The organism is Paracoccus spongiarum (assembly GCF_030732095.1).
GTDB lineage: Bacteria > Pseudomonadota > Alphaproteobacteria > Rhodobacterales > Rhodobacteraceae > Paracoccus > Paracoccus spongiarum.
This window is the reverse complement of sequence record NZ_JAVAMQ010000002.1, coordinates 155,193-180,563: the sequence shown is the minus strand read 5'-3', so window position 1 is coordinate 180,563 and position 25,371 is coordinate 155,193. Positions and strand designations below refer to the sequence as shown.

Sequence of the window (25,371 nt, the reverse complement as noted above, 5' to 3'; positions counted from 1 at the left end):
GGAAGGATGCCGTGATGTCGTTTTTGTCGAAACTGCGCGAGCGGCTGACCCGCTCTTCCTCGAAGATCGGTGCGGGGCTGGACGAGATCGTGGCCGAGGCCGCGCCCGAGACGCCGTGGCCACCGGACGGGGCCGAGACACCGGCCGAGCCGTCGGCGGCGCCCGAACCCGCCGCGGTCGCTGCCGCCGGCCCCGGTCTGGTCGGGCGGATCTTCGGGCGCACCGCCGGACCGCAGGCCGACGCGCCGCGCCGGGTGCTTGACGATGCGATGCTGGAAGAGCTCGAGGACATGCTGGTGCAGTCCGACATGGGTGTGGATACCGCCCTGCGCGTCACGGCCAACATCGCCGAGGGGCGGATGGGTCGCCGGCTGTCCGCCACCGAGTTGAAGGAACTGCTGGCCGGCGAGATCGCACGGATCATGGCCCCCGTCGCGCGGCCCATGCCGATCTATCCGCGCCGGCCGCAGGTGGTTCTGGTCGTGGGCGTCAACGGCTCGGGCAAGACCACCACCATCGGCAAGCTGGCCAGCCAGTTTCGTGCCGCCGGCAAGAATGTGGTGATTGCCGCGGGCGACACCTTCCGCGCCGCCGCAGTCGAACAGTTGCAGGTCTGGGGCCAGCGCGCCGGCGTGCCGGTGATGGTCGCGGCACAGGGCAGCGACCCGGCAAGCCTTGCCTTTGACGCGATGACCCGCGCCGAGGCCGAGGGCGCCGACCTGCTGATGATCGACACGGCCGGGCGGCTGCAGAACCGGCAGGACCTGATGGAGGAGCTGGCCAAGATCGTCCGCGTGATCCGCAAGAAGGACCCTTCGGCCCCGCACAACACGCTGCTGGTCCTTGACGCCACCACCGGCCAGAACGCGCTGAGCCAGGTCGAGACCTTCCGCAAGCTGGCCGATGTCTCGGGGCTGGTGATGACCAAGCTGGACGGCACGGCGCGCGGCGGCGTGCTGGTGGCGCTGGCCGACCGGTTTGGCCTGCCGATCCATGCGATCGGCGTGGGCGAGCAGATCGACGACCTGGATGCCTTCGACGCCGAGGATTTTGCCCGTGCGCTTGTCGGGCTGTAGCCTGCGGGGGGGCGCTACAGCCCCTTTGTGCCGTCAAGGCCAAGCCGGCGCAGGAACGCGTCGGTCGCGGGGCCGGTCGCGGCGCGGGCCATGAACAGCGTCGCCTGCGATTGCAGGATGGGCGGGCCGTCCAGCACGGCAAGGCCGTTGGCCCGCAAGGTCGCGCCCGACGAGGTGATGTCGGCGATCGCCTCGGCGGTCTGGTTGGCCACCGTGCCCTCGGTCGCGCCCTGGCTGTCGACAAGCTGGTAGTCGGCGACCTCATGGGCGGCCAGATGGGCGCGCACCAGGCGGTGGTACTTTGTCGCGATCCGCAGCCGGAAGCCATGCGCGGCGCGGAAGTCCCGGGCGATCGAGGCCAGATCGTCCAGTGTCCGGCAGTCGGTCCAGCATTCGGGAACGGCCAGGATCAGGTCGGCATGGCCAAAGCCCATCGGCGCGACCTCGATCAGGTCCGACCGCCATCCGGGCAGCTTCTCGCGGACCAGATCGGTGCCGGTGACGCCCAGCTCGATCCGGCCGGCTGCCAGTTCGCGCGGGATCTCGCCCGCCGACAGCAGCACCAGCGCGACCCCCTCGACCCCCTCGACCGTGCCCGCATATTCGCGGTCCGAAGCGCTGCGGGTCAGCCGCACCCCGCGATCCGCGAACCAGGCGAAGCTCTGTTCCATCAGCCGCCCCTTGGACGGCACCCCAAGGCGGATCATGCGGCGGCCTCCATCTCGGCCAGCAGGCCGGGACGAATGATGCCACCGACCGCGGGAATGGCGCGACCCTTGCCCAGCACGCGGGTCAGCGCGTCATAGCGCCCGCCCGAGGCGACGGGCGGCCACTCATCCGGCCCGGCCCGAAAGCTGAAGGTGAAGCCGTCGTAATATTCCATCGTGGCGCGGCCGTGGCTGGCATCGAAGACGATCCCCGCGGGATCGACGCCAAGACGGGCGATGCGGGCAAAGCGGGCCTCGATCCGCTGCGCCGCCTCGGCGATGCCGGGCCAGTCCTCGGCCAGACGGCGCAGCGAGGCCGTCACCTCGGGCACGGGCCCGCGCAGGGCCAGCAGACGTGTCAGCCGCTCCATCCAGATCGCGGGCAGCGGGGGCACGGCGGCATCGGCCCGCAGGCGCGCGATCCGGGCGACCATCTCGGCCCGGTCGCGCAGCCCCGACCAGCCGTCGGGTTCGGGCGGGAACTGCCGCGCGACGCCCGGCACGGCAAAGCGCTCCATCAGTCGCTGGAACCGGCCGGGGCGCCAGATGTGATGCAGCAGCGCGTCACGCCGCGGCGCGGTCAGCGGCAGGGCGCGCACCGCATCCAGAAGCAGGCCCATGTCGCCCGTCTCGGACGTCGCGCCATAGGGGGCAAGCAGGCCGTGAAACAGCGCGAAAACCTCGGCATCGGCGGCGGCGTCGCGGCTGAACAGTTCGAACCCGGCCTGAAGATACTCGCTGTCGCGCGGATGGGCGGGGCGGGTCTCGCCCATGTCCTGCTTGCGGAACACCTCGCCCAGATAGCAGTAGCGGGCGGGCTCGGCCCCGCCCTGCATATGCGCCTGCACCACCGGCACCGTGAAGTCCGGGCGCAGCATCATCTCGCCCCGGATCGGGTCCGTGGTGACATAGGCACGGGCGCGGATGTCCTCGCCGTAAAGGTCCAGCAGGCTTTCGGCGGGCAGCAGGATGTCGGGCGCGATCTCGGCCGCGCCTGCGGCGCGAAAGGCGGCCAGAAGGCGCTGGCCGACATCCTGCTTGTCGCGCTTGGGGATCATCCGAGGATACGCCGCACTTCGGCCACCAGATCGGCGCGGGGAACCTCGGTCTGCGCGGGTTGCGCCTTCCATTCCTCATGGCTGGCCTCGGCGGCGATGCGGGCGCCAAGGACCAGGTCCTTGACCTGCACCACGCCGCGCGCGGCCTCGTCGGCGCCCTGGATGACGGCCACGGGTGCGCCGCGCCTGTCGGCGTATTTCAACTGGTTGCCGAAATTCTTCGGGTTGCCCAGATAGACCTCGGCGCGGATGCCGGCGGCGCGCAGGTCGGCGGCCATGGCCTGGTAATCGGCCATGCGGTCGCGGTCCATCACGGTCACCACGACCGGACCCTGCGCCTCGGTCCCCGCCAGCCCCCTCGACCGCAACGCGGCCAGCAGCCGGTCCACGCCGATGCTGACGCCGGTCGCCGGCACCTTCTGGCCGGTAAAGCGTTCCACCAGCCCGTCATAGCGCCCGCCGCCCGCGACGCTGCCGAACTGCCGCCTGCGGCCCTTCTCGTCGAGAATCTCGAAGGTCAGTTCGGCCTCGAAGACCGGCCCGGTGTAATAGCCAAGGCCGCGCACCACCGAGGGGTCGATGACGGCCCGATCCTCGGCCACGCCCATGGCGGACAGCATCGCGGCGATCTGCGCCAGTTCGTCCACGCCCTCGGCGCCGATCGCCGAGCCGCCGACCGCGCCGCGCAGATTGTCCAGCGTGGCGGTGTTGTCCGCGCCTTTCGAGGTCAGGAAGGCAAGAACCGGCGCCGCCTGCGCCCCCGTCAGGCCGACGCCCTCGATCACGGCGCCGCTGTCATCCTTGCGGCCCGTGGTCAGCAGCGCCAGCACGCCCTCGCGGCCAACCTTGTCGAACTTGTCGATCTGGCGCAGCACCTCGTCGGCCTGATCGGGGCGGATCGCCGCGGCATCCAGCACACCGCTGAGGACCTTGCGGCTGTTGATCCGCACGACGTAGTCGCCGCGCGCGATCCCCACGGCCTCGAGCGCGTCGGCCAGCATGGCGCAGATCTCGGCGTCCGCCGCGACCGAGGCAGAGCCGACCGTGTCGGCGTCGCATTGATAGAACTGACGGAACCGCCCCGGGCCGGGTTTTTCGTTGCGCCAGACCGGGCCCATCGCGTACCGGCGATAGGGCGTCGGCAGATCGTTGCGGAACTGCGCCGCGACCCGGGCCAGCGGCGCCGTCAGGTCATAGCGCAGCGCCAGCCAGTCGCCCGAACCGCCGCCGGGCACCGCCTCTTCCTGCCAGGCGAAGACGCCGGCATTGGGGCGGTCGACATCGGGCAGGAACTTGCCCAGAGCCTCGACCGTCTCGACGGCACTGGTTTCAAGGGGGTCGAAGCCGTGGCGGTGGTAGATTTCGGCGATGCGGTCCAGCATCGCCTTGCGCTCGGTCACGTCCGCGCCAAAATAGTCCCGGAAGCCCTTGGGCGTTTCGGCCCTCGGACGGGGCTGTTTTTTCTGATCCTTCGCCATGGTCGACGCCTTTCGAGGGCAAATCCGTGGCTGCTGTAACGGAAGGTGCCGTGATGGACAAGCAGGCCGAGCCGCGGATCGAGCGGCTGGAGGAAACGCTGGCGCATCTGATCCGGCTGACCGAGGATCTGAGCGAGGTGATCGCCCGGCAGGACGCCGAGATCGTCCGGCTGTCGCGCCGACTGGACCTGCTGATGCGCGCCGAGGCCGAGCGCGAGGCGGCCCAGCAGGGCGGCATCCCGCTGGCCGATCAGCGCCCGCCGCACTGGTAGGCGGGGCGGGAAGGGGGCAGCGAAAGCCCGCCCCATCGAGGGGCCGGCTTTCGCGGGGGGGCAAGCCCCCCGGCCAGGCCGCGGCGGCAGCGCCGAAATCCGCGCTTTTCCCCGCCCCTGCCATGCGCTAGACCCGGCTGCGGACTTTTTCGGGCAATGGAAGGACCGGCTCATGGCCAATGTGGTGGTTGTCGGCGCGCAATGGGGCGACGAGGGCAAGGGCAAGATCGTCGACTGGCTGTCCGAGCGCGCCGACGTGATCGCGCGCTTTCAGGGCGGTCACAATGCCGGCCATACGCTGGTGATCGGCGACACGGTGTTCAAGCTGTCGCTGCTGCCCTCGGGGATCGTGCGCGAGGACAAGCTGGCAGTGATCGGCAATGGCGTCGTGCTGGACCCCTGGGCGCTGTTTTCCGAGATCGAGAAGCTGGCCGGGCAGGGCGTCAGGATCGATACCGACAATCTGATCATCGCCGAAAACACGCCGCTTATCCTGCCCTTGCACCAGGATCTTGACAAGCTGCGCGAAGAGGCGGCGGGCAAGGCGAAGATCGGGACCACCGGCCGCGGCATCGGCCCGGCCTATGAGGACAAGGTCGGTCGCCGCACCATCCGGGTCGCCGATCTGGGCGACGAGGAGACGCTGGACGCCCGGCTCGACCGGCTGCTGGCCCATCACGACGCGCTGCGCCAGGGGCTGGGCGCAGAGCCGATCGACCGGGCCGAGCTGAAGGCCCGGCTGACGGAGGTCGCGCCGCGGCTGCTGCCCTATGCGCAGCCGGTCTGGAAGATCATGGCCGAGGCCCGCAAGGCCGGCAAGCGCATCCTGTTCGAGGGCGCGCAGGGCAGCCTTCTGGACATCGATTTCGGCACCTACCCCTATGTCACCTCGTCCACCACCATGTCGGGCATGGCGGCCTCGGGCACCGGGATGGGGCCCGGCGCCATCGGCTTCGTGCTGGGCATCGTCAAGGCCTACACGACCCGCGTGGGCGAGGGCCCGTTCCCGACCGAGCTCGAGGATGCCGACGGGCAGAGGCTGGGCGAGCGGGGCCACGAATTCGGCACCGTCACGGGGCGCAAGCGTCGCTGCGGCTGGTTCGACGCGGTGCTGGTGCGGCAGACCTGCGCGATAAGCGGCGTGAACGGCATCGCGCTGACCAAGCTGGACGTGCTGGACGGGTTCGAGACGCTGAAGATCTGCGTGGGCTACGACATCGACGGGGTGACATACGACTACCTGCCGACCGCCGCGGCGCTGCAGGCCCGAGTGACGCCGGTCTATGAGGAAATGCCCGGCTGGCAGCAATCGACGGCCGGGGCGCGCAGCTGGGCCGACCTGCCGGCCGAGGCGATCAAATATGTCCGCCGCGTCGAGGAACTGATCCAGTGCCCGGTCGCGATGCTGTCGACCAGCCCGGAGCGCGACGACACCATTCTTGTCACCGACCCGTTCGCGGACTGACCGATGCGGGTGCTGCTGATCGACGGCCATCCCGACGCGGACCGTCTGTCGGCGCATCTGCTGGACCTCTATGCGGCCGCCCTGCCCGAGCAGGCCGAGACGCGCCGGCTGGCGATCCGCGACATGGGCTTCGATCCCGACCTGCCGCGCGGCTATGCCGGGATCCCGCCGCTGGAACCCGACCTGGCCGAGGCGCTGGACGCGATCGAGGCCTGCGACCATCTGGTGCTGGCCTTTCCGCTGTGGTGGGGCGGCGAGCCGGCGCGCATGAAGGGGTTCTGGGACCGCATCCTGCTGCCGCTGCGGGCCTTTCGCTATCACCCGCGCGACCCGTTCTGGGACCGCCTGCTGAAGGGCCGCTCGGCCGATCTTCTGGTCACGATGGATACCCCGCCGGCCTATCTGCGGCTGGCCTATTTCGACCCCGTCGGCTGGCGCTATCGCCGGCAGGTGCTGGGCTTCGTGGGCTTCCGGCCGATTCGGCCGGCCTATTTCGGACCGGTGCGCCGGGGCGGCGCCGAACGCAACCTGCCGCGCTGGCGCGGCCGCATCGAGAGGCTGGCGCGCACCGCATCCGGGCTGCGCCGCGGAAAGAGGGCATAGATGGACCTGAAGACCCGCAAGAGACTGTCCCTGCTGATCCTGGTGCTGGGATTGCCGGCCTATGTGGTGATTGCCGTCAGCCTGGTGAACTGGATGGATGCGACCTGGGGACGACAGCCGATCTGGATCGAGCTGCTGGTCTATGTCGGCCTGGGAATCGCCTGGATCCTGCCGCTGCGGCGGGTCTTCAGCGGCATCGGCCGGAGCGAATGATCCCGCCGCTGGTGATCTCGGATCGGGGCGTCACCGTGGTCGGCGGCGGGGCGGTCGGGCCGGCGGATCTGGAGGTGGCGCTGGCCGTCGCGCCGACGCTGGTGGCCGCGGATGGCGGGACCGACCGGGCGCTGTCGCTGGGACATCCGCCCGACTGGGTGATCGGCGATCTCGACAGCATCAGCGCGGCCGCACGCAGGCTGATACCTGTCGAACGGGTGCACCACATCGCCGAGCAGGACAGCACCGATTTCACCAAATGCCTGACGCGGATCGCGGCGCCCTTCGTGATGGCGGTCGGGTTCTCGGGGCTGCGGCTGGATCACACGCTGGCGGTGCTGACGACGATGAGCCAGGTTCAGCGGCCGCCGGTGATCCTGCTGGCCTCGGACGACCTGGCCTTCCTCGCGCCGCCGCGGATGACGCTGCCGCTGATGCCGGGAACGCGGGTGTCGCTGTACCCGATGGGGCCGGCGCGCGGGGTCAGCACCGGGCTGGAATGGCCGATCGAGGGGATCGAGTTCAGCCCGGGCGGGCGGGTCGGAACCTCGAACATGGCCTCGGGGCTGGTGACCCTGCGCATCGAGGGCCGGATGCTGGTCATGCTGCCGCGCGACACGCTGGCCACGGTGCTGACCGCGCTGCGCCTGCCGCGGCCCTGATCCCCTCGGGCGTGGACGGGTTGCGTCCCGCGACGGCCGGGGGCGCTGCGCCCCCCGGACCCCCCGCCGTGCCCCGGCGCCGATCACAGCCCCGTGCGGCTGTTGCCGTGCCGTGGCTTATGGCCTATTCCGGGGACGAACCCCGGAGGCCCGCATGTCGCTGAACCCGATCCGACCCTGGCGCAACATCGAGCGGCGCAGATCGCGGCAGATCATGGTGGGCAATGTGCCGGTCGGCGGCGATGCGCCGATCAGCGTGCAGACGATGACCAACACCGACGGCCATGACGTGCGCGCGACTCTGGACCAGGTGATGCGCGCGGCCGATGCGGGGGCCGATATCGTGCGGATCAGCGCGCCCGATCAGGAGACGACGCGGGCGCTGCGCGAGATCTGCCGCGAAAGCCCGGTGCCCATCGTCGCGGACATCCATTTCCACTACAAGCGCGCGATCGAGGCGGCCGAGGCGGGCGCGGCCTGCCTGCGGATCAACCCCGGCAATATCGGCAGCCCCGAACGCGTGCGCGAGGTGATCCGGGCGGCGAAGGACCACGGCTGCTCGATGCGGATCGGCGTGAACGCCGGCAGCCTCGAGCGGCACCTGCTGGAAAAATACGGCGAGCCCTGCCCGGATGCGATGGTCGAAAGCGGGCTCGACCACATCAAGATCCTGCAGGACAACGATTTTCACGAGTTCAAGATCAGCGTGAAGGCCAGCGACGTGTTCCTGGCCGCCGCCGCCTATCAGCAGCTGGCCGAGGCGACCGACGCGCCGATCCACCTGGGTATCACCGAGGCGGGCGGCTTTGTCGGCGGCACGGTGAAATCCGCCGTGGGCCTTGGCACCCTGCTGTGGGCGGGGATCGGCGACACGATCCGGGTCAGCCTGTCGGCCGATCCGGTCGAGGAGGTGAAGGTCGGCTTCGAGATCCTGAAATCGCTGGGGCTGCGCACGCGCGGCGTGCAGATCATCAGCTGCCCGTCCTGCGCGCGGCAGGGTTTCGACGTCATCAAGACCGTGGAATCGCTGGAAAAACGGCTTGAACACATCAAGACGCCGATGAGCCTGTCGATCATCGGCTGCGTCGTCAATGGGCCGGGCGAGGCGCTGATGACCGATATCGGCTTCACCGGCGGCGGGGCGGGCAGCGGCATGGTCTACCTGGCCGGCGCGCAAAGCCACAAGCTGTCGAACGCGCAGATGATCGACCATATCGTGCAGCTGGTCGAGGAGCGCGCCGCGCAACTGGAGGCTGAGGCGGCGGCGGACAAGACCGCGGCCGAATAGACCCGTTGCGCGGGCCTTGCGCGTTGCGCGCAACGGCAGCGTGCGTTGCCGGTGACGCCATGCCGGGCGCGATGGGCGCAAACCCTGCAAATGCTGGCGATGACGCGTCACCGGGCGCGCACCGCAGAGGCACCGGTCGTGCACAGCCTGTACACCGCTTGCGGGCTGTCGGTTAAGGAAGGGTTAGGATGTCAGGGTCGCCCCGGTGCCGGACCGGATGGTTCCTGTCAGACGGGCTGACGGACAGCTGCGGCTCAGCCGTTCTGCCTGCCCTTGTCATTTGCGCCGGGGCTCGACCCAGATCCGCTTGACGTCGAGGACTTGTAGGGCGGCGGTGCGTCAGGCCGCTTCAGCATCGCACTTGGGTTGGGATTGATGCCGCCCCTGTTCACGACACCTTCGACGATCGGACTATTTCGGCCCTGATTCACAGGATTGGATGTTGTTTCTGGCATTGGTCGTTCCTTCCCTGCCTGTTCATTTGCCGATGACGTGTTCCGGGCGGGCCGGGAATTCCAGTGTTATCCCTTTGGGATCTCGGGCAAGATAGATGCGCTCTACCTCGAACTCGCCCTCTCCGGTCCTGGTATTGTAACCCTTGACCTTGCTCAGCACCAGTTCTCGCAGGCCGGGTTCCTCTGAGAACTGTTCGACATATCCGGTGAAGGTCTGCCCTGTCTGCTCGTCTCGGACATTGACATACTGCACCCGTGGATCGTCCGAACTCAGCAGGTAATCCCAGACATCCTCATCGCCGTATCTTTTCGTGACCTTCAGCCACTGAAGCGTGCGCACGACAAGCTTGTACCTCTGGACTGCTAACCAGAGCGGCGCCAGCAGCAGTGCGATTGCGGTGGCGGCAAGGATTTCGTCCACCGCCGATTGCCTGAGCGTCGGTCTGACCTGCGCGGTCCCGAAGGCATCCGTCGTGAGATCGAAGGACGCCAGCCGCGAAACCGCAGGTATCATGTACACGAGATAGGTCGCAAGATAGGCCACCAATCCAAAGACAAACACGTTGATGATAAGCTCGGACTGGGAGGGTTTTGCTTGCCGAGCGTAGCGGGCGTCCAGGCGTGCCCAGATGATGCCCGGAAGAAAAATCAGCGCCAGTGTCAGAACGAGGGTGTTCACCGAAAACCTTCAGGAGTGGATTTGAAATTCCGACCATTCAGCGTTTTGGCCAAGATGCGGGGCATGGCGCGGCGGACCTTGCTCGCCCTGGAGCCCGCGACATTGCAAGACACGCGCGATCTGTCGGCCGCAACACCTTTTCCGGGTGGTTGCAATGTCACGTTTCCGCCGCCCGATGCATCACGCCGGTTTCCGTTCACGACGCGGCCGCCGGGAGGGGACACATCTACCCCCCCGTATGGCTCATGTGGCGGGTCATCTGGCCGGCGACGGTCTGGCGGGAATAGTCGAAGTCGTGGCCCCTGGGCTTGCGGGTGATGGCGGTGCGGATGGCGGCGCGCAGGGGGGCGTCGTCGGGGCTGGCGCGCAGGGGGCTGCGCAGGTCGGCCATGTCCTCCTGGCCGAGGCACATGTACAGCTCTCCGGTGCAGGTGACGCGGACGCGGTTGCAGCTTTCGCAGAAATTGTGGGTCAGCGGCGTGATGAAGCCGATCTTCTGGCCGGTCTCGTCCAGCCGGACATAGCGGGCCGGGCCGCCGCTGCGCTCGGCCAGATCGGTCAGGGTGAAGCGGTCGGCGAGGCGGGCGCGCAGGTCCGACAGCGGCCAGTACTGGTCCAGCCGGTCCTCGGCGCCCAGATCGCCCATCGGCATGACCTCGATGAAGGTCAGGTCGTGGCCCTGATCGCCGCACCAGCCGACCAGGTCGAACAGCTCGTCATCGTTCACGCCCTTCAGCGCGACGGCGTTGATCTTGACGCGCAGCCCGGCCGCGGTCGCGGCGCGGATGCCGTCCAGCACCTGCGGCAGGCGGCCCCAGCGGGTGATCCGGGCGAACTTGTCCGCGTCCAGCGTGTCCAGCGAGACATTGACGCGCCGGACCCCACAGGCGGCGAGGTCGGGGGCAAAGCGGCCCAGCTGGCTGCCATTGGTGGTCAGGGTCAGCTCGTCGAGGCCGTCGCCGAGATGGCGCGAGACCTGCCGGAAAAAGCCCATGATGCCGCGCCGGACCAGCGGCTCGCCGCCGGTGATGCGCAGCTTGCGCACGCCCATGCCGATGAAGGCGGTGCAGAGGCGGTCGAGCTCCTCGAGGGTCAGCAGCTCGGCCTTGGGCAGGAACTGCATGTGCTCGGCCATGCAATAGACGCAGCGGAAGTCGCAGCGGTCGGTGACCGAGACCCGCAGATAGGTGATCGGCCGGGCGAACGGGTCGATGAGGGGCGGGTGCGGGGCGGTGTCCATGCCCTCAATCTAGGCCTGTGACGGCGAACACACAAGCTGGCGCCGATCACGCAACCGCTGGTGGACGCGGCCCGGCGCCGCGGTCTAGGGTGCCGGCAACCGACCCAGGGAAGGAGCGTTCCGATGCGGATCACCATGACCGCCACCGCGGCGATGGCGGGGCTTGGGCTGCTGGCCGCCTGCACACCGGCGGGGATCGGCGGCAGCACCAGCCGGCCCGCCGCCACGACGGCCGCCGCGACCGCCGCCGCGCCGGCCGGCAAGGTCGAGACCGCGCTGACGCCCGCGCAGGTCGCCGCGGCCACCGCGATCACCCGCGCGCCGGCGCCCAGGCCCGCCGCCCGCGCCACGGCGGCGCAGCTGGATACCACCACCGCCGCGCAGCGCGCGGCCGCCGCGCAGGCGCCGCAGCCCGACACGGCCGAGACGCGGCTGGGCAGCACCATCGCCTCGCTGGGCGATCCGACCGAGGGCGGCTTCTGGATCAAGACGCCGCTGGTCAAGGCGCGCGGCATCGGGCGGATCTTCAACCCGGCCAATGGCAAGTCGGCGAAGGTGGACCTGATCCCGCTGGACGGGCCCGCCAGCGGCGGCAGCCAGGTGTCGCTGCCGGCGCTGCAGCTGATCGGGGTGTCGCTGACCGACCTGCCCAGCATCGAGGTGTTCCGGTCCTGACCGGACCCGCCGCGGGGCAGCAGGCCGAGAGGGCCGGTTCACGGGGGCGCGGGTTCAGGGGGCCGGTCGCGGGCGGCCTCAGACGTCGAGTTCCTCGACGAAGCGGGCGTTTTCCTGGATGTATTCGAAGCGCAGTTCGGGCTTCTTGCCCATCAGCCGCTCGACCAGGTCGCCGGTCTCGCCGCCATCCTCGTCGTCGATGCTGACCCGGATCAGCTTGCGGGTGGCGGGGTTCATGGTGGTGTCCTTCAGGTCCTTGGCGTCCATTTCGCCCAGGCCCTTGAAGCGTTGCACGTCGATCCTGCCCTTGCCGCCGAGGCCGCGCGCCAGCATCCGTTCCTTCTCGGCGTCGTCGGCCACATAGATGCGATGCGCGCCCTGGGTCAGCCGGTACAGCGGCGGGCAGGCGAGGTAAAGGTGGCCCTTGTCGATCATCGGCCGCATCTGGGTGAAGAAGAAGGTCATCAGCAGGCTGGCGATATGGGCGCCGTCCACATCGGCATCGGTCATGATGATGACCTTGTCATAGCGCAGGTCATCGACGTTGAAGCGCGAGCCCATGCCGACGCCCAGCGCCTGGCAGAGATCGTTGATCTCCTGGTTGGCGCCCATCTTCGATGACGCGGCGCCCAGCACGTTCAGGATCTTGCCGCGCAGCGGCAGGAGCGCCTGGCTGGTGCGGTCGCGGGCCATCTTGGCCGAGCCGCCCGCGCTGTCGCCCTCGACGATGAAGAGTTCGGTGCCGTCGCGCACCGAGGTCGAGCAATCGACCAGCTTGCCCGGCAGCCGCAGCTTCTTGGTGGCGGTCTTGCGGGCGGTTTCCTTTTCCTGCCGGCGGCGCAGCCGTTCCTCGGCCCGCAGCACGAGGAAGTCGAGGATCGCGCCGGCCGATTTCGTGTCGGCGGCCAGCCAGGTGTCGAAATGGTCGCGCACGGCGCCCTCGACCAGCCGCGCCGCCTCGGTGGTGGCGAGGCGGTCCTTGGTCTGGCCGACGAATTCCGGTTCGCGGATGAAGCACGACACCAGCGCGCAGCCGCCCGCCAGCAGATCCTCGCGGGTGATGTTGGCGGCCTTGCGGTTGCTGATGCGTTCGCCATAGGCGCGCACGCCCTTCAGGATCGCCGCCCAGAAGCCGGCCTCGTGGGTGCCGCCCTCGGGGGTGGGCACGGTGTTGCAGTAGGACTGGATGAAGCCGTCGCGCGCCGGCGTCCAGTTGATCGCCCAGTCGACCTTGCCGGGCGCGTTGAAGCGCTTGAAATCGACGCTGCCGGCAAAGGGACGGTCGGCATAGGTCGAGGCGCCGGTCAGGGTTTCGGCGAGGTAGTCCGCAAGGCCGCCGGGAAAGTGGAACGTGGCCTCGACCGGCGTCTCGCCATCGTCGATTTCAGATTTCCAGCGGATCTCGACGCCCGAGAACAGGTAGGCCTTGGACTTCACCATCTTCAGCAGCCGCGCGGGCTTGAAGCGGTGATGGCCGAAGATTTGTTCGTCGGCATGGAAGCTGACCGTGGTGCCGCGCCGGTTCGGCGCCGCGCCCACCCGCGCCACCGGGCCTTGCGGGATGCCGCGCGAGAATCGCTGTTCGAACAGTTCCTTGTTGCGCGCGACCTGCACCACCATGCTGTCGCTGAGCGCGTTCACCACCGAGGCGCCGACCCCGTGCAGCCCGCCCGAGGTCTGGTAGGCATCGCCCGAGAACTTGCCCCCCGCATGCAGCGTGCACAGGATCACCTCGAGCGCGGACTTGCCCGGAAACTTGGGATGCGGGTCGATCGGGATGCCGCGGCCATTGTCGCGCACCACGACGCTGAAATCGGCCAGCAGCTCGACCTCGATGCGGCTGGCATGGCCGGCCACCGCCTCGTCCATCGCGTTGTCGAGGATTTCCGCGACGAGGTGATGCAGCGCCCGTTCGTCGGTCCCGCCGATATACATGCCGGGCCGCTTGCGCACCGGCTCTAGCCCCTCGAGCACCTCGATCGAGGCGGCGGAATAGCTGTCGGCGGTCGCGTCGGCGGCGGAAAGAAGATCGTCGGCCATCTGGGTCTGCTCGTCATTCTGGTCGTGGCGTTGGCGCGGACTATCTCATGGCGGGGGCGGTCCGGGCAAGGGCTTGTGGACGGGCAGGGGGCGGGCCCCATCCCTTGCGGATCGTCCGGATCACTCTGGCTCGGCCAGCCGCATCTCCCACATGCGGCGGAAGGCGGGACGGGCCTGGCAGTCGGCCAGCCAGGCGCGGATCGCCGGGAAGCCCTGCATCAGCGGCGCGTGGCCCTGGGCATAGCGCAGCACCTCGGCGGTGTTGATGTCGGCCACGGTGAAGCGGCCGCCGACCATCTGGCCGCGTGCGGCGAGGTGATCCTCGATCACCGCCAGCGGGCGCATCAGCCGTTCGGCGGCGGTGGCGATGGCGGCGGCCTCTGCGCCCGAGGCGGCCCGGCCCGATCCGTGCAGGAACAGCAGGGTCAGGGCGTCGGGCTCGATCGCGGCGACGGCAAAGAAGCTCCATTGCATCATCAGCGCATCCTCGGCAGCGTCGGCGGGGCCGAAGGGCTGGCCATAGCGGCGCGCCAGATGCAGCGTGCAGGCCATCGATTCGCTGAGCACCAGCCCGTCATCCTCGATCACCGGGATCGCGCCGGCAGGCGACAGCCTGAGAAAACCGGGCGAATGGGTGTTCAGCGGCGCGTCGGGCGCGTCGGGATCGGCGAGTCGATAGGCCTGGATCACCGGAACCTGCCGGTAGGTCAGGCCGATCTCGTGACACAGCCAGATGATGCGCGACGCGCGCGAACGGGTGACACCGTGGATGGTCAGCATGGGGCGCGGTCCTTGTTTCGGGGGCGGTCGCTGGCCGGCAGGTTACGCAAGCCGGGGCGCGTCGGAAAGCTGCCGGTTGTGGCAGCGCCGCGGGCCGCTGCGGCGCCGCCCGCCGTCCCGGTCGGGCCGTGGCTGCGACATCCTGCCGGGCTTTCGCGCCGCCGTCCCGGGCGTATCACCGTGCTGGATGCTTGATGCAAGTCAAGGCAGCGGCCCATACTGCGGGGTATGCCTCGGCCCGCGCAACAGGAGCGATGTCCCATGTCCACGCCGCAGACGGAGCCGCCCAGCCTTTACGCCGCGCGCGAGCCGATCTTTCCCAAGCGGGTCAGGGGCCGGTTCCGCAACCTCAAATGGATCGTCATGGCGGTGACGCTGGCGATCTATTACGTCACCCCGTGGATCCGCTGGGACCGTGGCCCGGCCATGCCCGACCAGGCGGTGCTGGTCGATCTGGCCAACCGGCGCTTCTTCTTCTTCTGGATCGAGATCTGGCCGCATGAGTTCTATTTCGTGGCCGGGCTGCTGGTGATGGCCGGGCTGGGGCTGTTCCTGTTCACCTCGGCGCTGGGCCGGGTCTGGTGCGGCTATACCTGCCCGCAGACCGTCTGGACCGACCTGTTCATCCTGGTCGAGCGCTGGATCGAGGGCGACCGCAACAACCGCATCCGCCTGCACCGGCAGGCCTGGGACGCCCGCAAGGCGCGGCTGCGGGCGATCAAGTGGACCACCTGGCTGCTGATCGCGCTGTTCACCGGTGGCGCCTGGGTGTTCTATTTCACCGACGCGCCGACGCTGCTTGCCGACCTGCTGCGGATGCAGGCGCATCCGGTGGCCTATGTCACCATCGCCATCCTGACCGCGACGACCTTCCTGTTCGGCGGCTTCGCGCGCGAACAGATCTGCATCTATGCCTGCCCCTGGCCGCGCATCCAGGCCGCGATGATGGACGAGGACACGCTGACCGTGGCCTATCGCGAGTGGCGGGGCGAGCCGCGCGGCAAGGCCGCGGCGCCGATCACGATCCCCGCATCTGCACCCGCCCCTGCGCCCGCGGCGCCCGCCCCTGCGCCCGCGGTAGCCGCCCCTTCGCCTGCGGCGGCGCGCGGCGACTGCATCGACTGCCTGGCCTGCGTGAATGTCTGCCCGATGGGCATCGACATCCGCGACGGCCAGCAGCTGGAATGCATCACCTGCGCGCTGTGCATCGACGCCTGCGACGAGATCATGGACCGCATCGGCAAGCCGCGCGGGCTGATCGACTACATGGCCCTGAGCGACGAGACGGCCGAGCGCGCCGGGGCCAGCCCCCGGCCGCTGCTGCGCCATCTGCTGCGCCCGCGCACGATCCTGTATTTCACGCTGTGGGCGGGCATCGGGCTGCTGCTGGTGGTGGCGCTGTTCCTGCGCTCTCCGGTGGCGCTGAACGTCTCGCCGGTGCGCAATCCGCTATTCGTCACGATGTCGGACGGATCGGTCCGCAACACCTACGAGCTGCGCCTGCGCAACATGCAGAACCAGGCGCGGCTTTATGAATTCGCGGTCGCCGGCGCGGGGGCCGGGGAATTGGCGCTGGCCATCGAGGGCGCCGAGGGCAATAGTGTCGAGGTCGCCCCCGACGCGACGCTGAGCGCGCGGCTTTACCTGACCGCGCCCGCCGGCTCGGCGCTGGCGCAGGCGTCCAGCGCGCCGCTGGAACTGGTGGTGAGGGACCGCGACGGCGACGGCTCGGCCTCGGTCGAGACGGTGTTTCACGGAAGGGACTAGGCCATGCAGCGCGAACTGACCGGCCGGCATGTCCTGGCGATCACCCTTGCGGCCTTCGGCGTCATCATCGCGGTGAACCTGGCCCTCGCATTCCTGGCGGTCGGCACCTTTCCGGGGCTGGAGGTGCCCAATTCCTATGTCGCCTCGCAGCAGTTCGATCGGGACCGCAACGCCCAGCAATCGCTGGGCTGGACCGCCAGTGCCAGCCATGACGGCGCGACGCTGAGCCTGGCGCTGACCGGCCCGGACGGGATGCCGGTGCGGCCGCAGGCGCTGACCGCGACGGTCGGGCGGCCGACCCATATCCGCGACGACCAGACCCCGGCCTTCCGCCCCGAGGGCGGGCTTTACACCGCGCCGCTGCGGCTGGAGCCGGGGCTGTGGACCATCCATCTGCGCGCCACCGCCCCGGACGGCACGCCGTTCCGCCAGCGCCTCGGCCTGCGGGTGAGCGGCGGGGCCGGCCGCGATGAGTGACATGGGCGCAGCCGCAGCGGGGCCGGCCGCCCGGCGCCCCGCGCCCGCCGTTTCGCCGCGCCTCGGCGCCTGCCCGGCCTGCGACGCCGCCCCGCTGGCCGGTCGGCTGGCCGAGGCGGGCGGGGCCGGGCGCGATGCGGGCGGCACGCTGATCCTGTCGCTGCCGGCCGCCCATTGCGCGGCCTGCATCAGCGATGTGGAACGGGCCCTGACCGGCCATCCCGGCGTCCGCACGGCCCGCGTGAACCTGACGCTGCGCCGGGTGACCGTCGATGCGCCCGGCCTCGCCGCCGACGAGCTGATCCCGGTTCTCGCGCGCATCGGCCATGAGGCGCACGAGCTGGACCCCGAGGCGCTGTCGGCGACCGCCGCCGACCGGCAGGGGCGCGACCTGCTGATGCGGATCGGCGTCGCGGGCTTTGCGATGATGAACATCATGATCCTGTCGGTTGCCGTCTGGTCCGGCGCCGAGGCCGCGACCCGCGACCTGTTCCACTGGATCTCGGCGGCGATCGCGCTGCCCACCATCGCCTTTGCCGGCCGGCCCTTCTTCGCCAGCGCGGCGGCCTCGCTGCGGGCGCGGCGGCTGGGCATGGACGTGCCGATCTCGCTGGCGCTGGTGCTGGCCACCGCGATTTCGGTCTACGAAACGACGCAATCGGGCCATCACGCCTATTTCGACGCGGCGGTGATGCTGTGCTTCTTTCTGCTGATCGGCCGCTATCTGGACCACCGCACCCGCGCCATCGCGCGATCCGCCGCGGCCGAGCTGACCGCGCTCGAGGTGCCGCGCGCCCTGCGCATCGGCCCCGAAGGCGAGCAGGCGGTGGCGGTGGCCAGCCTGCGCCCCGGCGACCTGATCCGCGTGCGGCCCGGCGCGCGCGTGCCCGCCGATGGCGAGATCACCGAGGGCCGCAGCGAGATCGACCGCGCCCTGCTGACCGGCGAGACGCTGCCCGTGCCGGCCGGCCCCGGCCAGATGCTGTCGGCGGGCGAGGTGAACCTGACCGGGCCGCTGGTTCTGCGGGTGACGGCGGCGGGGCGCGACAGCTCGCTGGCGCGGTTGACCGCGCTGGTCGAGGCCGCCGAGGCCGCGCGCGGCCGCCATGCCTCGCTGGCCGACCGGGCGGCGCGGGCCTATTCGCCGGCGGTGCACCTGCTGGCGCTGGCCAGTTTCGCGGGCTGGGTCTGGGCCACGGGCGATCTGCGCCTCGCCGTGAACATCGCGGCGGCGGTGCTGATCATCACCTGCCCCTGCGCGCTGGGGCTGGCGGTGCCGGCGGTGGCCACCGCGGCGTCGGGCGCGCTGTTCCGCCGCGGGCTGCTGATCAAGGACGGCACCGCGCTGGAACGCATGGCCGCGGTCGACACGGTGGTCTTCGACAAGACCGGCACGCTGACCATGGGCCAGCCCCGCCTGGCGGCGGCCGAGGTGCTGCCGGCCGATCTGCGCCCCGTCGCGCTGGCGCTGGCGCAGGGCTCGGCGCATCCGCTGTCGCGGGCGCTGGCCGAGGCGCTGGCGGGCGATCGCGCCGCCGCGCTGGAGGCGCAGAGGGAATGGCCCGGACAGGGGGTCTCGGCGCTGTGGCAGGGGCGCCGGGTGCGGCTGGGCCGGGCCGACTGGCTGGGCATAGCCGAGGACGGCGCCGATCGGCCGGGCAGCGCCGCCTGGCTGTCGGTCGAGGGTCGGGGCGCGCCGATCCGGCTGGACTTCACCGACCGCCTGCGCCCCGGCGCCGCATCCTGCGTGGCCCGGCTGCGCGCCGATGGCCGGCGGGTGATCCTGCTGTCGGGCGACCGCCCGGCTGCGGTGGCCGCGCTGGCCGCCGAACTGGGCATCGCGGAATGCCACGCGGGCGTCGATCCGCAGGGCAAGGCGGCGGCGGTCGCGGCGCTGGCCGAGGCGGGCGCGCGGGTGCTGATGGTCGGCGACGGGCTGAACGACACCGCCGCGCTGGCGCGGGCCCATGCCTCGATCTCGCCGGCCTCGGCGCTGGACGCCGCGCGGGTGGCCAGCGACATGGTGCTGACCGGCCACGACCTCGCCCCGGTGGCCGAGGCGCTGGTCATCGCCCGCCGCGCCACCGCCCGCATCCGCGAGAACTTCGCCATCTCGGTGATCTACAACCTCGTCGCCGTGCCGGTCGCCATCGCGGGCCTCGCCACGCCGCTGATCGCCGCGCTGGCCATGTCGACCAGCTCGATCACCGTCACGCTGAACGCGCTGCGGCTGCGGCGCTAGGGGGGGACGCAGTTGGAAATCCTCGCGATCCTCATTCCGGTCTCGCTCGGGCTTGGCGCCATCGGCCTCCTTGCCTTCCTCTGGGCGCTGCGCGCGCGCCAGTTCGAGGACCCGAAGGGCGATTCCGAGCGCATCCTCAGTGACGAATGGGACGACCGGCCCCGCCCGGACTAGCCCCGGACTGGCCCTGCCCCCGCCTCGGACCCCCGCCTCGGACCCCCTTCCTCAGCCCTCGCCGGCGCGGCTGCCCGCGATCGGCTCGAACCGCACGGATTCGCCGCAGCCGCAGGCATCGGTCACATTCGGGTTGCGAAAGCGGAACCCGGCCTCCAGCAGGCCCGTCTCATAGTCGATCTCGGTCCCGAACAGGAACATCTGCGCCATCGGCGCGATCATCACCCGCGCCGCGCCCTGCTCGATGACCTCCTCGTTGGCCCCGGCCGCCTCGGCCAGCTCCATCGTGTATTCCATCCCCGCACAGCCACCCTTCTTCAGGCCGATGCGCAGCCCGAAGGCGTCGCGACCGGCCATCAGCCGGGCGATCTGCCGCTCGGCGGCGGGGGTGATGGTGACAGGCGATGCGCCGGGCATGGCGAACATGGTCGAACCTTCCTCATATCCTGCCCCCAAGATAGGCCCTCGACCGCCCGCCCTCAAGGCCGCCGCGCGAAAGCCCCGACCCCGCCTTGCCTTGGCCGAAATATCCTCGGGGGTCCGGGGGCAGAAAGCCCCCGGCGGTCGCGGGACGCAGATCCCGGCCTGCCTACATGAAGCCCAGTTCCAGCCGCGCCTCGTCGGACATCATGTCCATGCCCCATTGCGGCTGGAAGGTCATCTCGACATCGACCTGCTTCACGCCGGGCAGCGGCTCGACCGCGTCGGCGACCCAGCCGGGCATCTCGCCGGCCACCGGGCAGCCCGGCGCGGTCAGCGTCATGATGACCCGGACCTCGTTGGCGGGGGTGATCTCGATCGTGTAGATCAGCCCCAGATCATAGATGTTCACCGGAATTTCGGGGTCGTAGACCGTCTTGCAGGCCTCGACCACCGCCTCGTACAGAGGGTGGTCGGTGCTTGACGGCGCGATCAGCGGCGCGCCTTCCATCATCGGCTCGGTCATGGCGTCATCCTGTCAATTCCGAGAGTTTATATAGGGCACCCGCCGCCCCGGGTCCAGTCCGCCCGGCATGCCCGCCGCGCGTTGCGCCGACCGGCGGGACGGGCTATGCAGCGCCGTTTCCCGACCCCGACCGCGCAGGCCCCGCCGATGTCCGACCGCTTCGCCTTCACCCTGTCCGCGACCGACGGCCGCGCCCGCAGCGGCAGCATCGACACCCCGCGCGGCACCATCCGCACCCCGGCCTTCATGCCGGTCGGCACCGCCGCGACCGTCAAGGCGATGCTGCCCCAGTCGGTGCGCGCCACCGGCGCCGACATCCTGCTGGGCAACACCTACCACCTGATGCTGCGCCCCGGGGCCGAGCGCATCGACCGGCTGGGCGGGCTGCACCGCTTCATGAACTGGGACGGCCCGATCCTGACCGATTCGGGCGGCTTCCAGGTGATGAGCCTCGGCCCGCTGCGCAAGCTGACCGAAGAGGGCGTGACCTTCGCCAGCCATATCGACGGCTCGCGCCACGTCCTGACGCCCGAACGCAGCATGGAGATCCAGCGCCTGCTGGGCAGCGACATCGTGATGGCCTTCGACGAATGCCCGGCCCTGCCCGCGACCGAGGATCAGGTCGCGGCCTCGATGCGGCTGTCGATGCGCTGGGCGCAGCGGTCGCGCGACGCCTTCGGCGACCGGCCGGGCCATGCGCTGTTCGGGATCATGCAGGGCGGCGTGACCCGCGCGCTGCGCGAGGAAAGCGCGGCCGCGCTGCGCGGGATCGGCTTTGACGGCTATGCCATCGGCGGGCTGGCCGTGGGCGAGGGGCAGGAGGCGATGTTCGGCGTCCTCGACTATGCGCCCGACCTGCTGCCCGCCGACCGGCCGCGCTACCTGATGGGCGTCGGCAAGCCCGACGACATCGTGGGCGCGGTGCAGCGCGGCATCGACATGATGGATTGCGTGCTGCCCTCGCGGTCGGGGCGCACCGGCCAGGCCTGGACCCGGCGCGGGCAGGTCAACATCAAGAACGCCCGCCACCAGGACGACCCGCGCCCGCTGGACGAGGGCTGCACCTGCCCGGCCTGCACCGGCTATTCGCGGGCCTATCTGCACCATGTCTTCCGCGCCGGCGAGATGATCTCGGGAATGCTGCTGACCTGGCACAACCTGCATTACTATCAGGATCTGATGGCCGGGCTGCGCGCCGCCATCGCCGCGGGCCGGCTGGATGCCTTCGTGGCCGATTTCCACGCCCTGCGGGCCGGGGGCGACATCGCGCCCCTCTGATCAGATCCCGCAGCGTTCGCGAAAGGCGATGCGGGCCGCGCCGGTGCCCTTCATGTCGGAACGCAGCAGCGTCCGGCGACCGAAGATATCCTCGACCTCGAGGCTTTCGGCATTGCCGAAGAAATCCAGGGTCCGAGCGGAAAAGGCGATCCGCCCGGTCAGGCTCGGGCCCTCCTGGCTGACCTCGATGGACCATTTGTCCGTCCGCCCGTCCGGCGCCTTGATCCACATCATCACCGCGCGCACGGCCTCGAACCCGTCCCCCCGCAAGGTGCGGTCGTTCAGGCCGAATTCCAGGTGGTCGCGGCCGCGCTGGCAGGAAATGCTCAGCAGATAGTCGCCATCCGTCGTGAAGGTGGCTGCGTGATCGGGCCCCTTGGTCAACTCCCAGGCATGGGCGGGGGCGCCAAGGCCCAGCCAGCCCAGCAGGGCCAATGTCATGAAATGTCTCAAGGAATGTCCTTTCCTGGTGAAGGCCCGCCGGCACGGATCGCGTCGGCAGCGCGGCGGTCAGGGTCCAGCCTCGCATCTGCCGCCGATTCGCGAAACGCCGCAGGGCGCGCGCGGCAGGTCAATCACTCTTCCCTTTTCGGCGTCTTGCGCCTATCCCGTTGCGATTGGCGGACGAACCGCCCGACCCCGAAAGAGCCGAATGAGCGACGACATCATCACCATCACCCGCACCGAAGACCTTGCCCGTTTCTGCGAGGCGGCGAAATCGGCGCCCTATGTCACCGTCGATACCGAGTTCCTGCGAGAGCGCACCTACTGGTCGAAGCTGTGCCTGATCCAGATGGCGCTGCCGCCCGCCTCGACCCCGAAGGAGGCCGGAGGCGAGGCCGTGCTGGTCGATCCGCTGGCCGAGGGGCTGTCGCTGGAGCCGCTTTACGACCTGTTCCGCCATACCGCGACGGTCAAGGTGTTTCACGCCGCGCGGCAGGATCTGGAAATCTTCTTTCACGATGCGGGCCTGTTTCCCGAGCCGCTGTTCGACACGCAGGTGGCGGCGATGGTCTGCGGCTTTGGCGAGCAGGCCGGCTACGAGACGCTGGTGCGCAAGATCGCCAAGGCCAATCTGGACAAGTCCTCGCGCTTCACCGACTGGTCGCGCCGGCCGCTGTCGGACGCGCAGAAGGCCTATGCGCTGGCCGATGTCACGCATCTGCGGGTGATCTACGAATTCCTCGCGGCCGAGTTGCGCAAGAACGACCGCGAGGGCTGGCTGGCCGAGGAGGTCGCCGTGCTGGAGGACCCCGAGACCTACATCACGCGGCCCGAGGAAGCCTGGATGAAGGTGCGCACGCGCACGAATTCGCCGCGTTTCCTTGCGATCCTGCGCGAGCTGGCGCGGTTCCGCGAATCCTATGCGCAGGATCGCGACATTCCCCGCTCGCGGGTGTTCAAGGACGACGCGATGATCGAGCTGGCCTCGACCAAGCCCGCCAACGAGGCCGATCTGGGCCGCTCGCGGCTGCTGCTGCGCGAGGCGCGCAAGGGCGACATCGCCGCCGGAATCCTGGCGGCGGTGAAGGCCGGGCAGGAGGCGCGCGACCTGCCGCAGGTGAAATCGGACGAGCCGGGGCGGCCGGGCAATGCCGCGCTGTCGGACCTGCTGCGGGTGCTGCTGAAGGCCAAGGCGGATGCGGCGGGCGTGGCGCCCAAGCTGATCGCCTCGTCGGCCGAGCTTGACGCCATCGCCACAGGCGAGCGCGACCTGCCGGCGCTGCATGGCTGGCGGGCCGAGGTGTTCGGCCATGACGCGCTGCGCCTTGCCGCCGGAGAGATCGCGCTGTCGGCGCGCGGCGGCGTGGTGCGCGTCGTGACGGTCAGCTGAGCCGATGGCCCCGCAGCTGATCCTCAGCCGACCCTGGCCCGAGGATGCGGCGGCGATCGCGGCGGCGCTGGCCGACTGGCAGGTGACGCAATGGCTGACGGCGGCGCGCTGGCCCTACGGCGCCGAGGACGCGGCCGCCTTCGTGGCCGGTGCGGGCCTTGACGAACATGCCGTGCGGCAGGGCGACCGGCTGATCGGCATGGTGCGGGCCGGCCAGACCTTCGGCATCTGGATCGCCCCCGACCAGCAGCGCCGGGGCGCGGGGCTGCGCGCCGCCGTGCTGGCCCTGTCGCGGCGCTTCCTGGCCGGTGCGCAGGTGATCGAGGCCACCCATCTCGAGGGCAATGCCGGATCGGCGCGGCTGATGCAGCGGCTGGGCTTCCGGCAGACCGGCACCGCACGGCTGTGGTCGCAGCCGCAGGGCCGCCATCTGCCGGGCATCACGCTGCAGCTGTCGCGGGCCGATTTCGCCCGGCTGCACGGCGTCAGGCTGACGACCCCGCGGCTGCTGATCGACGCGGTGCGGCAGGACGACCTGCCCGCGCTGCAGCGCATCGCGACGGCGCCCGAGGTCGCGCGCAACCTGCTGCGCTTTCGTCCCGGCATGGCCGATGAGGCGTTCGCGGCGATCTTCGAGGGCGACGGGCTGCTGCCGCCGATGCGGCTGGTCGTGCGCCATCAGGGGCAGGTCGCCGGCTCGGTCGGGATCAGCGGCGGGGCGCCCGGCCGGATCTTCTATTTCCTCGATCACCGGCTGGCCGGGCAGGGGCTGGGGCAGGAGATGGTGGCGGCCTTCCTGGCCGAGATCGTGGCCCGCTTCGATCCGCAGGAACTGCTGGCCGACGTGTTTCTGGACAACCCGGCCTCGCGCCGGTTGCTGAAGAACCTGGGTTTCCTGCGATACGAGGACCAGATGCTGGCCTCGATGGCGCGCGAGGCGCCGGCCCCCGCCGCGATCTATCGCTGGCACTGGCGGTCGCAGCTGAAGGGCGCCTAGCTGCCGTCGGTCGAGACGATGCGGAACAGCGCCCGCCGGTCCTGCGGCGTGGCCGCCGGGGCCGGGTCGGGATGGCGGGCAGGGCTGGCGGCGGGTCTGGCGGCGGGATCGGTGGCGGGCATGGTCCCGGCCGGCGGCGCCTCGGCCGGCGGGGCGGCCTGCGCCCGGCGGTCGCGGCCGCGCGACAGGATGCGGTCGACCCTGCCATAGGGGGCCGCGTCCTCGGCCATGCCGCAGGCGGAGGGGGTCGGGGCCAGCGTGCTGCCGCCCTCGATGATCGGGCTGACCGCATCCTCGATCAGGTCGAAGCGGCGCGGCGCGACGCCCGGCGTTCCCTCGGCGATCAGGCAGCCAAGCGCCCGCGTGACATCCCCCAGATCCGAGCGCAGGGGCAGCAGCAGCATCCGCGCCTCGAGCTGGGGGCGGGCATATTCGGCCTTGCCGTGCAGGCGCAGCTCGGCGATCTGCGGGGCCTTGAACACGCTTTCCAGCACGTCCGAGAACCGCCCGCGCGAGCGCGGGTTGAGGAACGCGCAGACCGGCATCCCGCGCACCTCCATGCCCATCAGGTCGATGAGGTGGCGTCCGGCCAGACGGAACCGCGCCGCGCCGGGCGCGATGCGTTCCAGGATGAAGGCGTAGTCCAGCACCCGGTGGATGCCGCGCGGCTCGATGTCGGCGCGCGCCGGCACCGCCCGGCCGCGCCGCAGCCCCTGCCAGTAGTCGCGCATCTCGATCAGCAGCCGGGCGGGCTGGGCGCGGTCGAAATCGGCCAGCCGGATCAGCTGGGCCGAGGCCGCGCCCGTCCCGGCGGGCGGCATTTGCGGATCGTCTTTGCCTTTCCTGTCGGACACGCCGAAACCCCGTTGACCCTTGACCGAACACGGCCGCCGCGATGCGCGGACCAGCCCCAGTGGCCGCAGAATAGCCCGGAAGCGATGCCCGGACCGAGTCGTTTCCTAACA

General features: G+C 70.3%; 26 protein-coding genes. 15 read left to right on the top strand and 11 right to left on the bottom strand.

Annotation, left to right across the window (positions count from 1 at the left end; translation table 11 throughout):
• The first annotated feature begins 14 nt into the window (after positions 1-14).
• On the top strand, positions 15-1,076 hold the full coding sequence (ftsY, locus tag Q5Y72_RS02885; RefSeq protein WP_305961913.1) for a signal recognition particle-docking protein FtsY: 1,062 nt from the start codon (positions 15-17) through the stop codon (positions 1,074-1,076).
• A gap of 14 nt (positions 1,077-1,090) precedes the next feature.
• Here ftsY and hisG read toward each other — a convergent pair whose 3' ends face one another.
• From hisG to hisS, 3 genes are read right to left on the bottom strand one after another with little or no spacing between them, the layout of a single operon-like run.
• Entirely contained in the window at positions 1,091-1,783 is a 693-nt protein-coding gene (gene hisG / locus Q5Y72_RS02880; protein ID WP_305961912.1) for an ATP phosphoribosyltransferase, read from the bottom strand.
• Positions 1,780-2,838: an ATP phosphoribosyltransferase regulatory subunit gene (locus tag Q5Y72_RS02875; RefSeq protein WP_371930745.1), complete on the bottom strand. Its 1,059-nt coding sequence runs from the start codon at positions 2,836-2,838 to the stop codon at positions 1,780-1,782. The genes hisG and Q5Y72_RS02875 overlap by 4 nt, the downstream gene beginning before the upstream one ends.
• Positions 2,838-4,319, bottom strand: a complete 1,482-nt coding sequence (hisS, locus tag Q5Y72_RS02870; RefSeq protein WP_305961910.1) for a histidine--tRNA ligase — start codon at positions 4,317-4,319, stop codon at positions 2,838-2,840. Before hisS ends, Q5Y72_RS02875 begins: the two co-directional genes overlap by 1 nt.
• 53 nt (positions 4,320-4,372) lie before the next feature.
• On the opposite strand from hisS, the gene Q5Y72_RS02865 reads away from it, so the two are divergent.
• The 6 genes from Q5Y72_RS02865 (at position 4,373) to ispG (ending at position 8,822) form a co-directional block, all read left to right on the top strand.
• Positions 4,373-4,591: a SlyX family protein gene (locus tag Q5Y72_RS02865; RefSeq protein WP_305961909.1), complete on the top strand. Its 219-nt coding sequence runs from the start codon at positions 4,373-4,375 to the stop codon at positions 4,589-4,591.
• A gap of 172 nt (positions 4,592-4,763) precedes the next feature.
• On the top strand, positions 4,764-6,056 hold the full coding sequence (locus Q5Y72_RS02860; RefSeq protein ID WP_305961908.1) for an adenylosuccinate synthase: 1,293 nt from the start codon (positions 4,764-4,766) through the stop codon (positions 6,054-6,056).
• Between the two features lie 3 nt (positions 6,057-6,059).
• On the top strand, positions 6,060-6,659 hold the full coding sequence (locus Q5Y72_RS02855; RefSeq protein ID WP_305961907.1) for an NAD(P)H-dependent oxidoreductase: 600 nt from the start codon (positions 6,060-6,062) through the stop codon (positions 6,657-6,659).
• The gene (locus Q5Y72_RS02850) at positions 6,660-6,872 is read left to right on the top strand and encodes a DUF2842 domain-containing protein (protein ID WP_305961906.1); all 213 of its coding nucleotides are present in this window, start codon (positions 6,660-6,662) and stop codon (positions 6,870-6,872) included.
• Entirely contained in the window at positions 6,869-7,534 is a 666-nt protein-coding gene (locus Q5Y72_RS02845) for a thiamine diphosphokinase (protein ID WP_305961905.1), read from the top strand. The genes Q5Y72_RS02850 and Q5Y72_RS02845 overlap by 4 nt, the downstream gene beginning before the upstream one ends.
• A gap of 154 nt (positions 7,535-7,688) precedes the next feature.
• Positions 7,689-8,822: a flavodoxin-dependent (E)-4-hydroxy-3-methylbut-2-enyl-diphosphate synthase gene (gene ispG, locus Q5Y72_RS02840; protein ID WP_305961904.1), complete on the top strand. Its 1,134-nt coding sequence runs from the start codon at positions 7,689-7,691 to the stop codon at positions 8,820-8,822.
• A gap of 477 nt (positions 8,823-9,299) precedes the next feature.
• Here ispG and Q5Y72_RS02835 read toward each other — a convergent pair whose 3' ends face one another.
• Together Q5Y72_RS02835 and moaA are read right to left on the bottom strand one after the other, a co-directional pair.
• The gene (locus Q5Y72_RS02835) at positions 9,300-9,956 is read right to left on the bottom strand and encodes a DUF6338 family protein (protein ID WP_305961903.1); all 657 of its coding nucleotides are present in this window, start codon (positions 9,954-9,956) and stop codon (positions 9,300-9,302) included.
• Positions 9,957-10,182: 226 nt separating this feature from the next.
• Positions 10,183-11,196, bottom strand: coding sequence for a GTP 3',8-cyclase MoaA (gene moaA, locus Q5Y72_RS02830; RefSeq protein ID WP_305961902.1), 1,014 nt, complete (start codon positions 11,194-11,196; stop codon positions 10,183-10,185).
• A 123-nt stretch (positions 11,197-11,319) separates the two neighbouring features.
• On the opposite strand from moaA, the gene Q5Y72_RS02825 reads away from it, so the two are divergent.
• Positions 11,320-11,871: a hypothetical protein gene (locus Q5Y72_RS02825; protein ID WP_305961901.1), complete on the top strand. Its 552-nt coding sequence runs from the start codon at positions 11,320-11,322 to the stop codon at positions 11,869-11,871.
• A 78-nt stretch (positions 11,872-11,949) separates the two neighbouring features.
• Here the strand turns inward: Q5Y72_RS02825 and parE are convergent, their stop codons facing one another.
• Positions 11,950-13,911, bottom strand: coding sequence for a DNA topoisomerase IV subunit B (gene parE / locus Q5Y72_RS02820; RefSeq protein ID WP_305961900.1), 1,962 nt, complete (start codon positions 13,909-13,911; stop codon positions 11,950-11,952).
• A gap of 120 nt (positions 13,912-14,031) precedes the next feature.
• On the bottom strand, positions 14,032-14,691 hold the full coding sequence (locus Q5Y72_RS02815) for a glutathione S-transferase family protein (protein ID WP_305961899.1): 660 nt from the start codon (positions 14,689-14,691) through the stop codon (positions 14,032-14,034).
• A gap of 261 nt (positions 14,692-14,952) precedes the next feature.
• Here Q5Y72_RS02815 and ccoG point away from each other — a divergent pair, with 261 nt between their 5' ends.
• Genes ccoG through ccoS form a run of 4 tightly spaced genes read left to right on the top strand, consistent with a single transcriptional unit; the run spans position 14,953 to position 19,351 of the window.
• Complete coding sequence (gene ccoG / locus Q5Y72_RS02810) at positions 14,953-16,458, top strand: cytochrome c oxidase accessory protein CcoG (protein ID WP_305961898.1); 1,506 nt, start codon at positions 14,953-14,955, stop codon at positions 16,456-16,458.
• A 3-nt stretch (positions 16,459-16,461) separates the two neighbouring features.
• Complete coding sequence (locus Q5Y72_RS02805; RefSeq protein WP_305961897.1) at positions 16,462-16,935, top strand: FixH family protein; 474 nt, start codon at positions 16,462-16,464, stop codon at positions 16,933-16,935.
• Position 16,936: 1 nt separating this feature from the next.
• Complete coding sequence (locus tag Q5Y72_RS02800) at positions 16,937-19,177, top strand: heavy metal translocating P-type ATPase (RefSeq protein ID WP_305961896.1); 2,241 nt, start codon at positions 16,937-16,939, stop codon at positions 19,175-19,177.
• Positions 19,178-19,189: 12 nt separating this feature from the next.
• Positions 19,190-19,351, top strand: a complete 162-nt coding sequence (gene ccoS, locus Q5Y72_RS02795) for a cbb3-type cytochrome oxidase assembly protein CcoS (RefSeq protein WP_305961895.1) — start codon at positions 19,190-19,192, stop codon at positions 19,349-19,351.
• Between the two features lie 51 nt (positions 19,352-19,402).
• On the opposite strand, the gene Q5Y72_RS02790 is transcribed toward ccoS, so the two are convergent.
• Positions 19,403-19,777, bottom strand: coding sequence for a HesB/IscA family protein (locus Q5Y72_RS02790; protein WP_305961894.1), 375 nt, complete (start codon positions 19,775-19,777; stop codon positions 19,403-19,405).
• 163 nt (positions 19,778-19,940) lie between these two features.
• Positions 19,941-20,297: an SUF system Fe-S cluster assembly protein gene (locus Q5Y72_RS02785; RefSeq protein WP_305961893.1), complete on the bottom strand. Its 357-nt coding sequence runs from the start codon at positions 20,295-20,297 to the stop codon at positions 19,941-19,943.
• Between the two features lie 147 nt (positions 20,298-20,444).
• On the opposite strand from Q5Y72_RS02785, the gene tgt reads away from it, so the two are divergent.
• Positions 20,445-21,575, top strand: a complete 1,131-nt coding sequence (gene tgt, locus Q5Y72_RS02780) for a tRNA guanosine(34) transglycosylase Tgt (protein WP_305962078.1) — start codon at positions 20,445-20,447, stop codon at positions 21,573-21,575.
• Here the strand turns inward: tgt and Q5Y72_RS02775 are convergent, their stop codons facing one another.
• Entirely contained in the window at positions 21,576-22,028 is a 453-nt protein-coding gene (locus tag Q5Y72_RS02775; RefSeq protein WP_305961892.1) for a hypothetical protein, read from the bottom strand.
• Between the two features lie 211 nt (positions 22,029-22,239).
• Between Q5Y72_RS02775 and rnd the strand changes: the two genes are divergently transcribed.
• Together rnd and Q5Y72_RS02765 are read left to right on the top strand one after the other, a co-directional pair.
• On the top strand, positions 22,240-23,409 hold the full coding sequence (gene rnd / locus Q5Y72_RS02770; protein ID WP_305962077.1) for a ribonuclease D: 1,170 nt from the start codon (positions 22,240-22,242) through the stop codon (positions 23,407-23,409).
• Between the two features lie 4 nt (positions 23,410-23,413).
• Complete coding sequence (locus Q5Y72_RS02765; RefSeq protein ID WP_305961891.1) at positions 23,414-24,406, top strand: GNAT family N-acetyltransferase; 993 nt, start codon at positions 23,414-23,416, stop codon at positions 24,404-24,406.
• On the opposite strand, the gene Q5Y72_RS02760 is transcribed toward Q5Y72_RS02765, so the two are convergent.
• Positions 24,403-25,227 (bottom strand): PAS domain-containing protein, encoded by an 825-nt coding sequence (locus Q5Y72_RS02760; protein ID WP_305961890.1) that lies wholly within the window; start codon positions 25,225-25,227, stop codon positions 24,403-24,405. The genes Q5Y72_RS02765 and Q5Y72_RS02760 overlap by 4 nt on opposite strands.
• Positions 25,228-25,371: the final 144 nt, after the last annotated feature.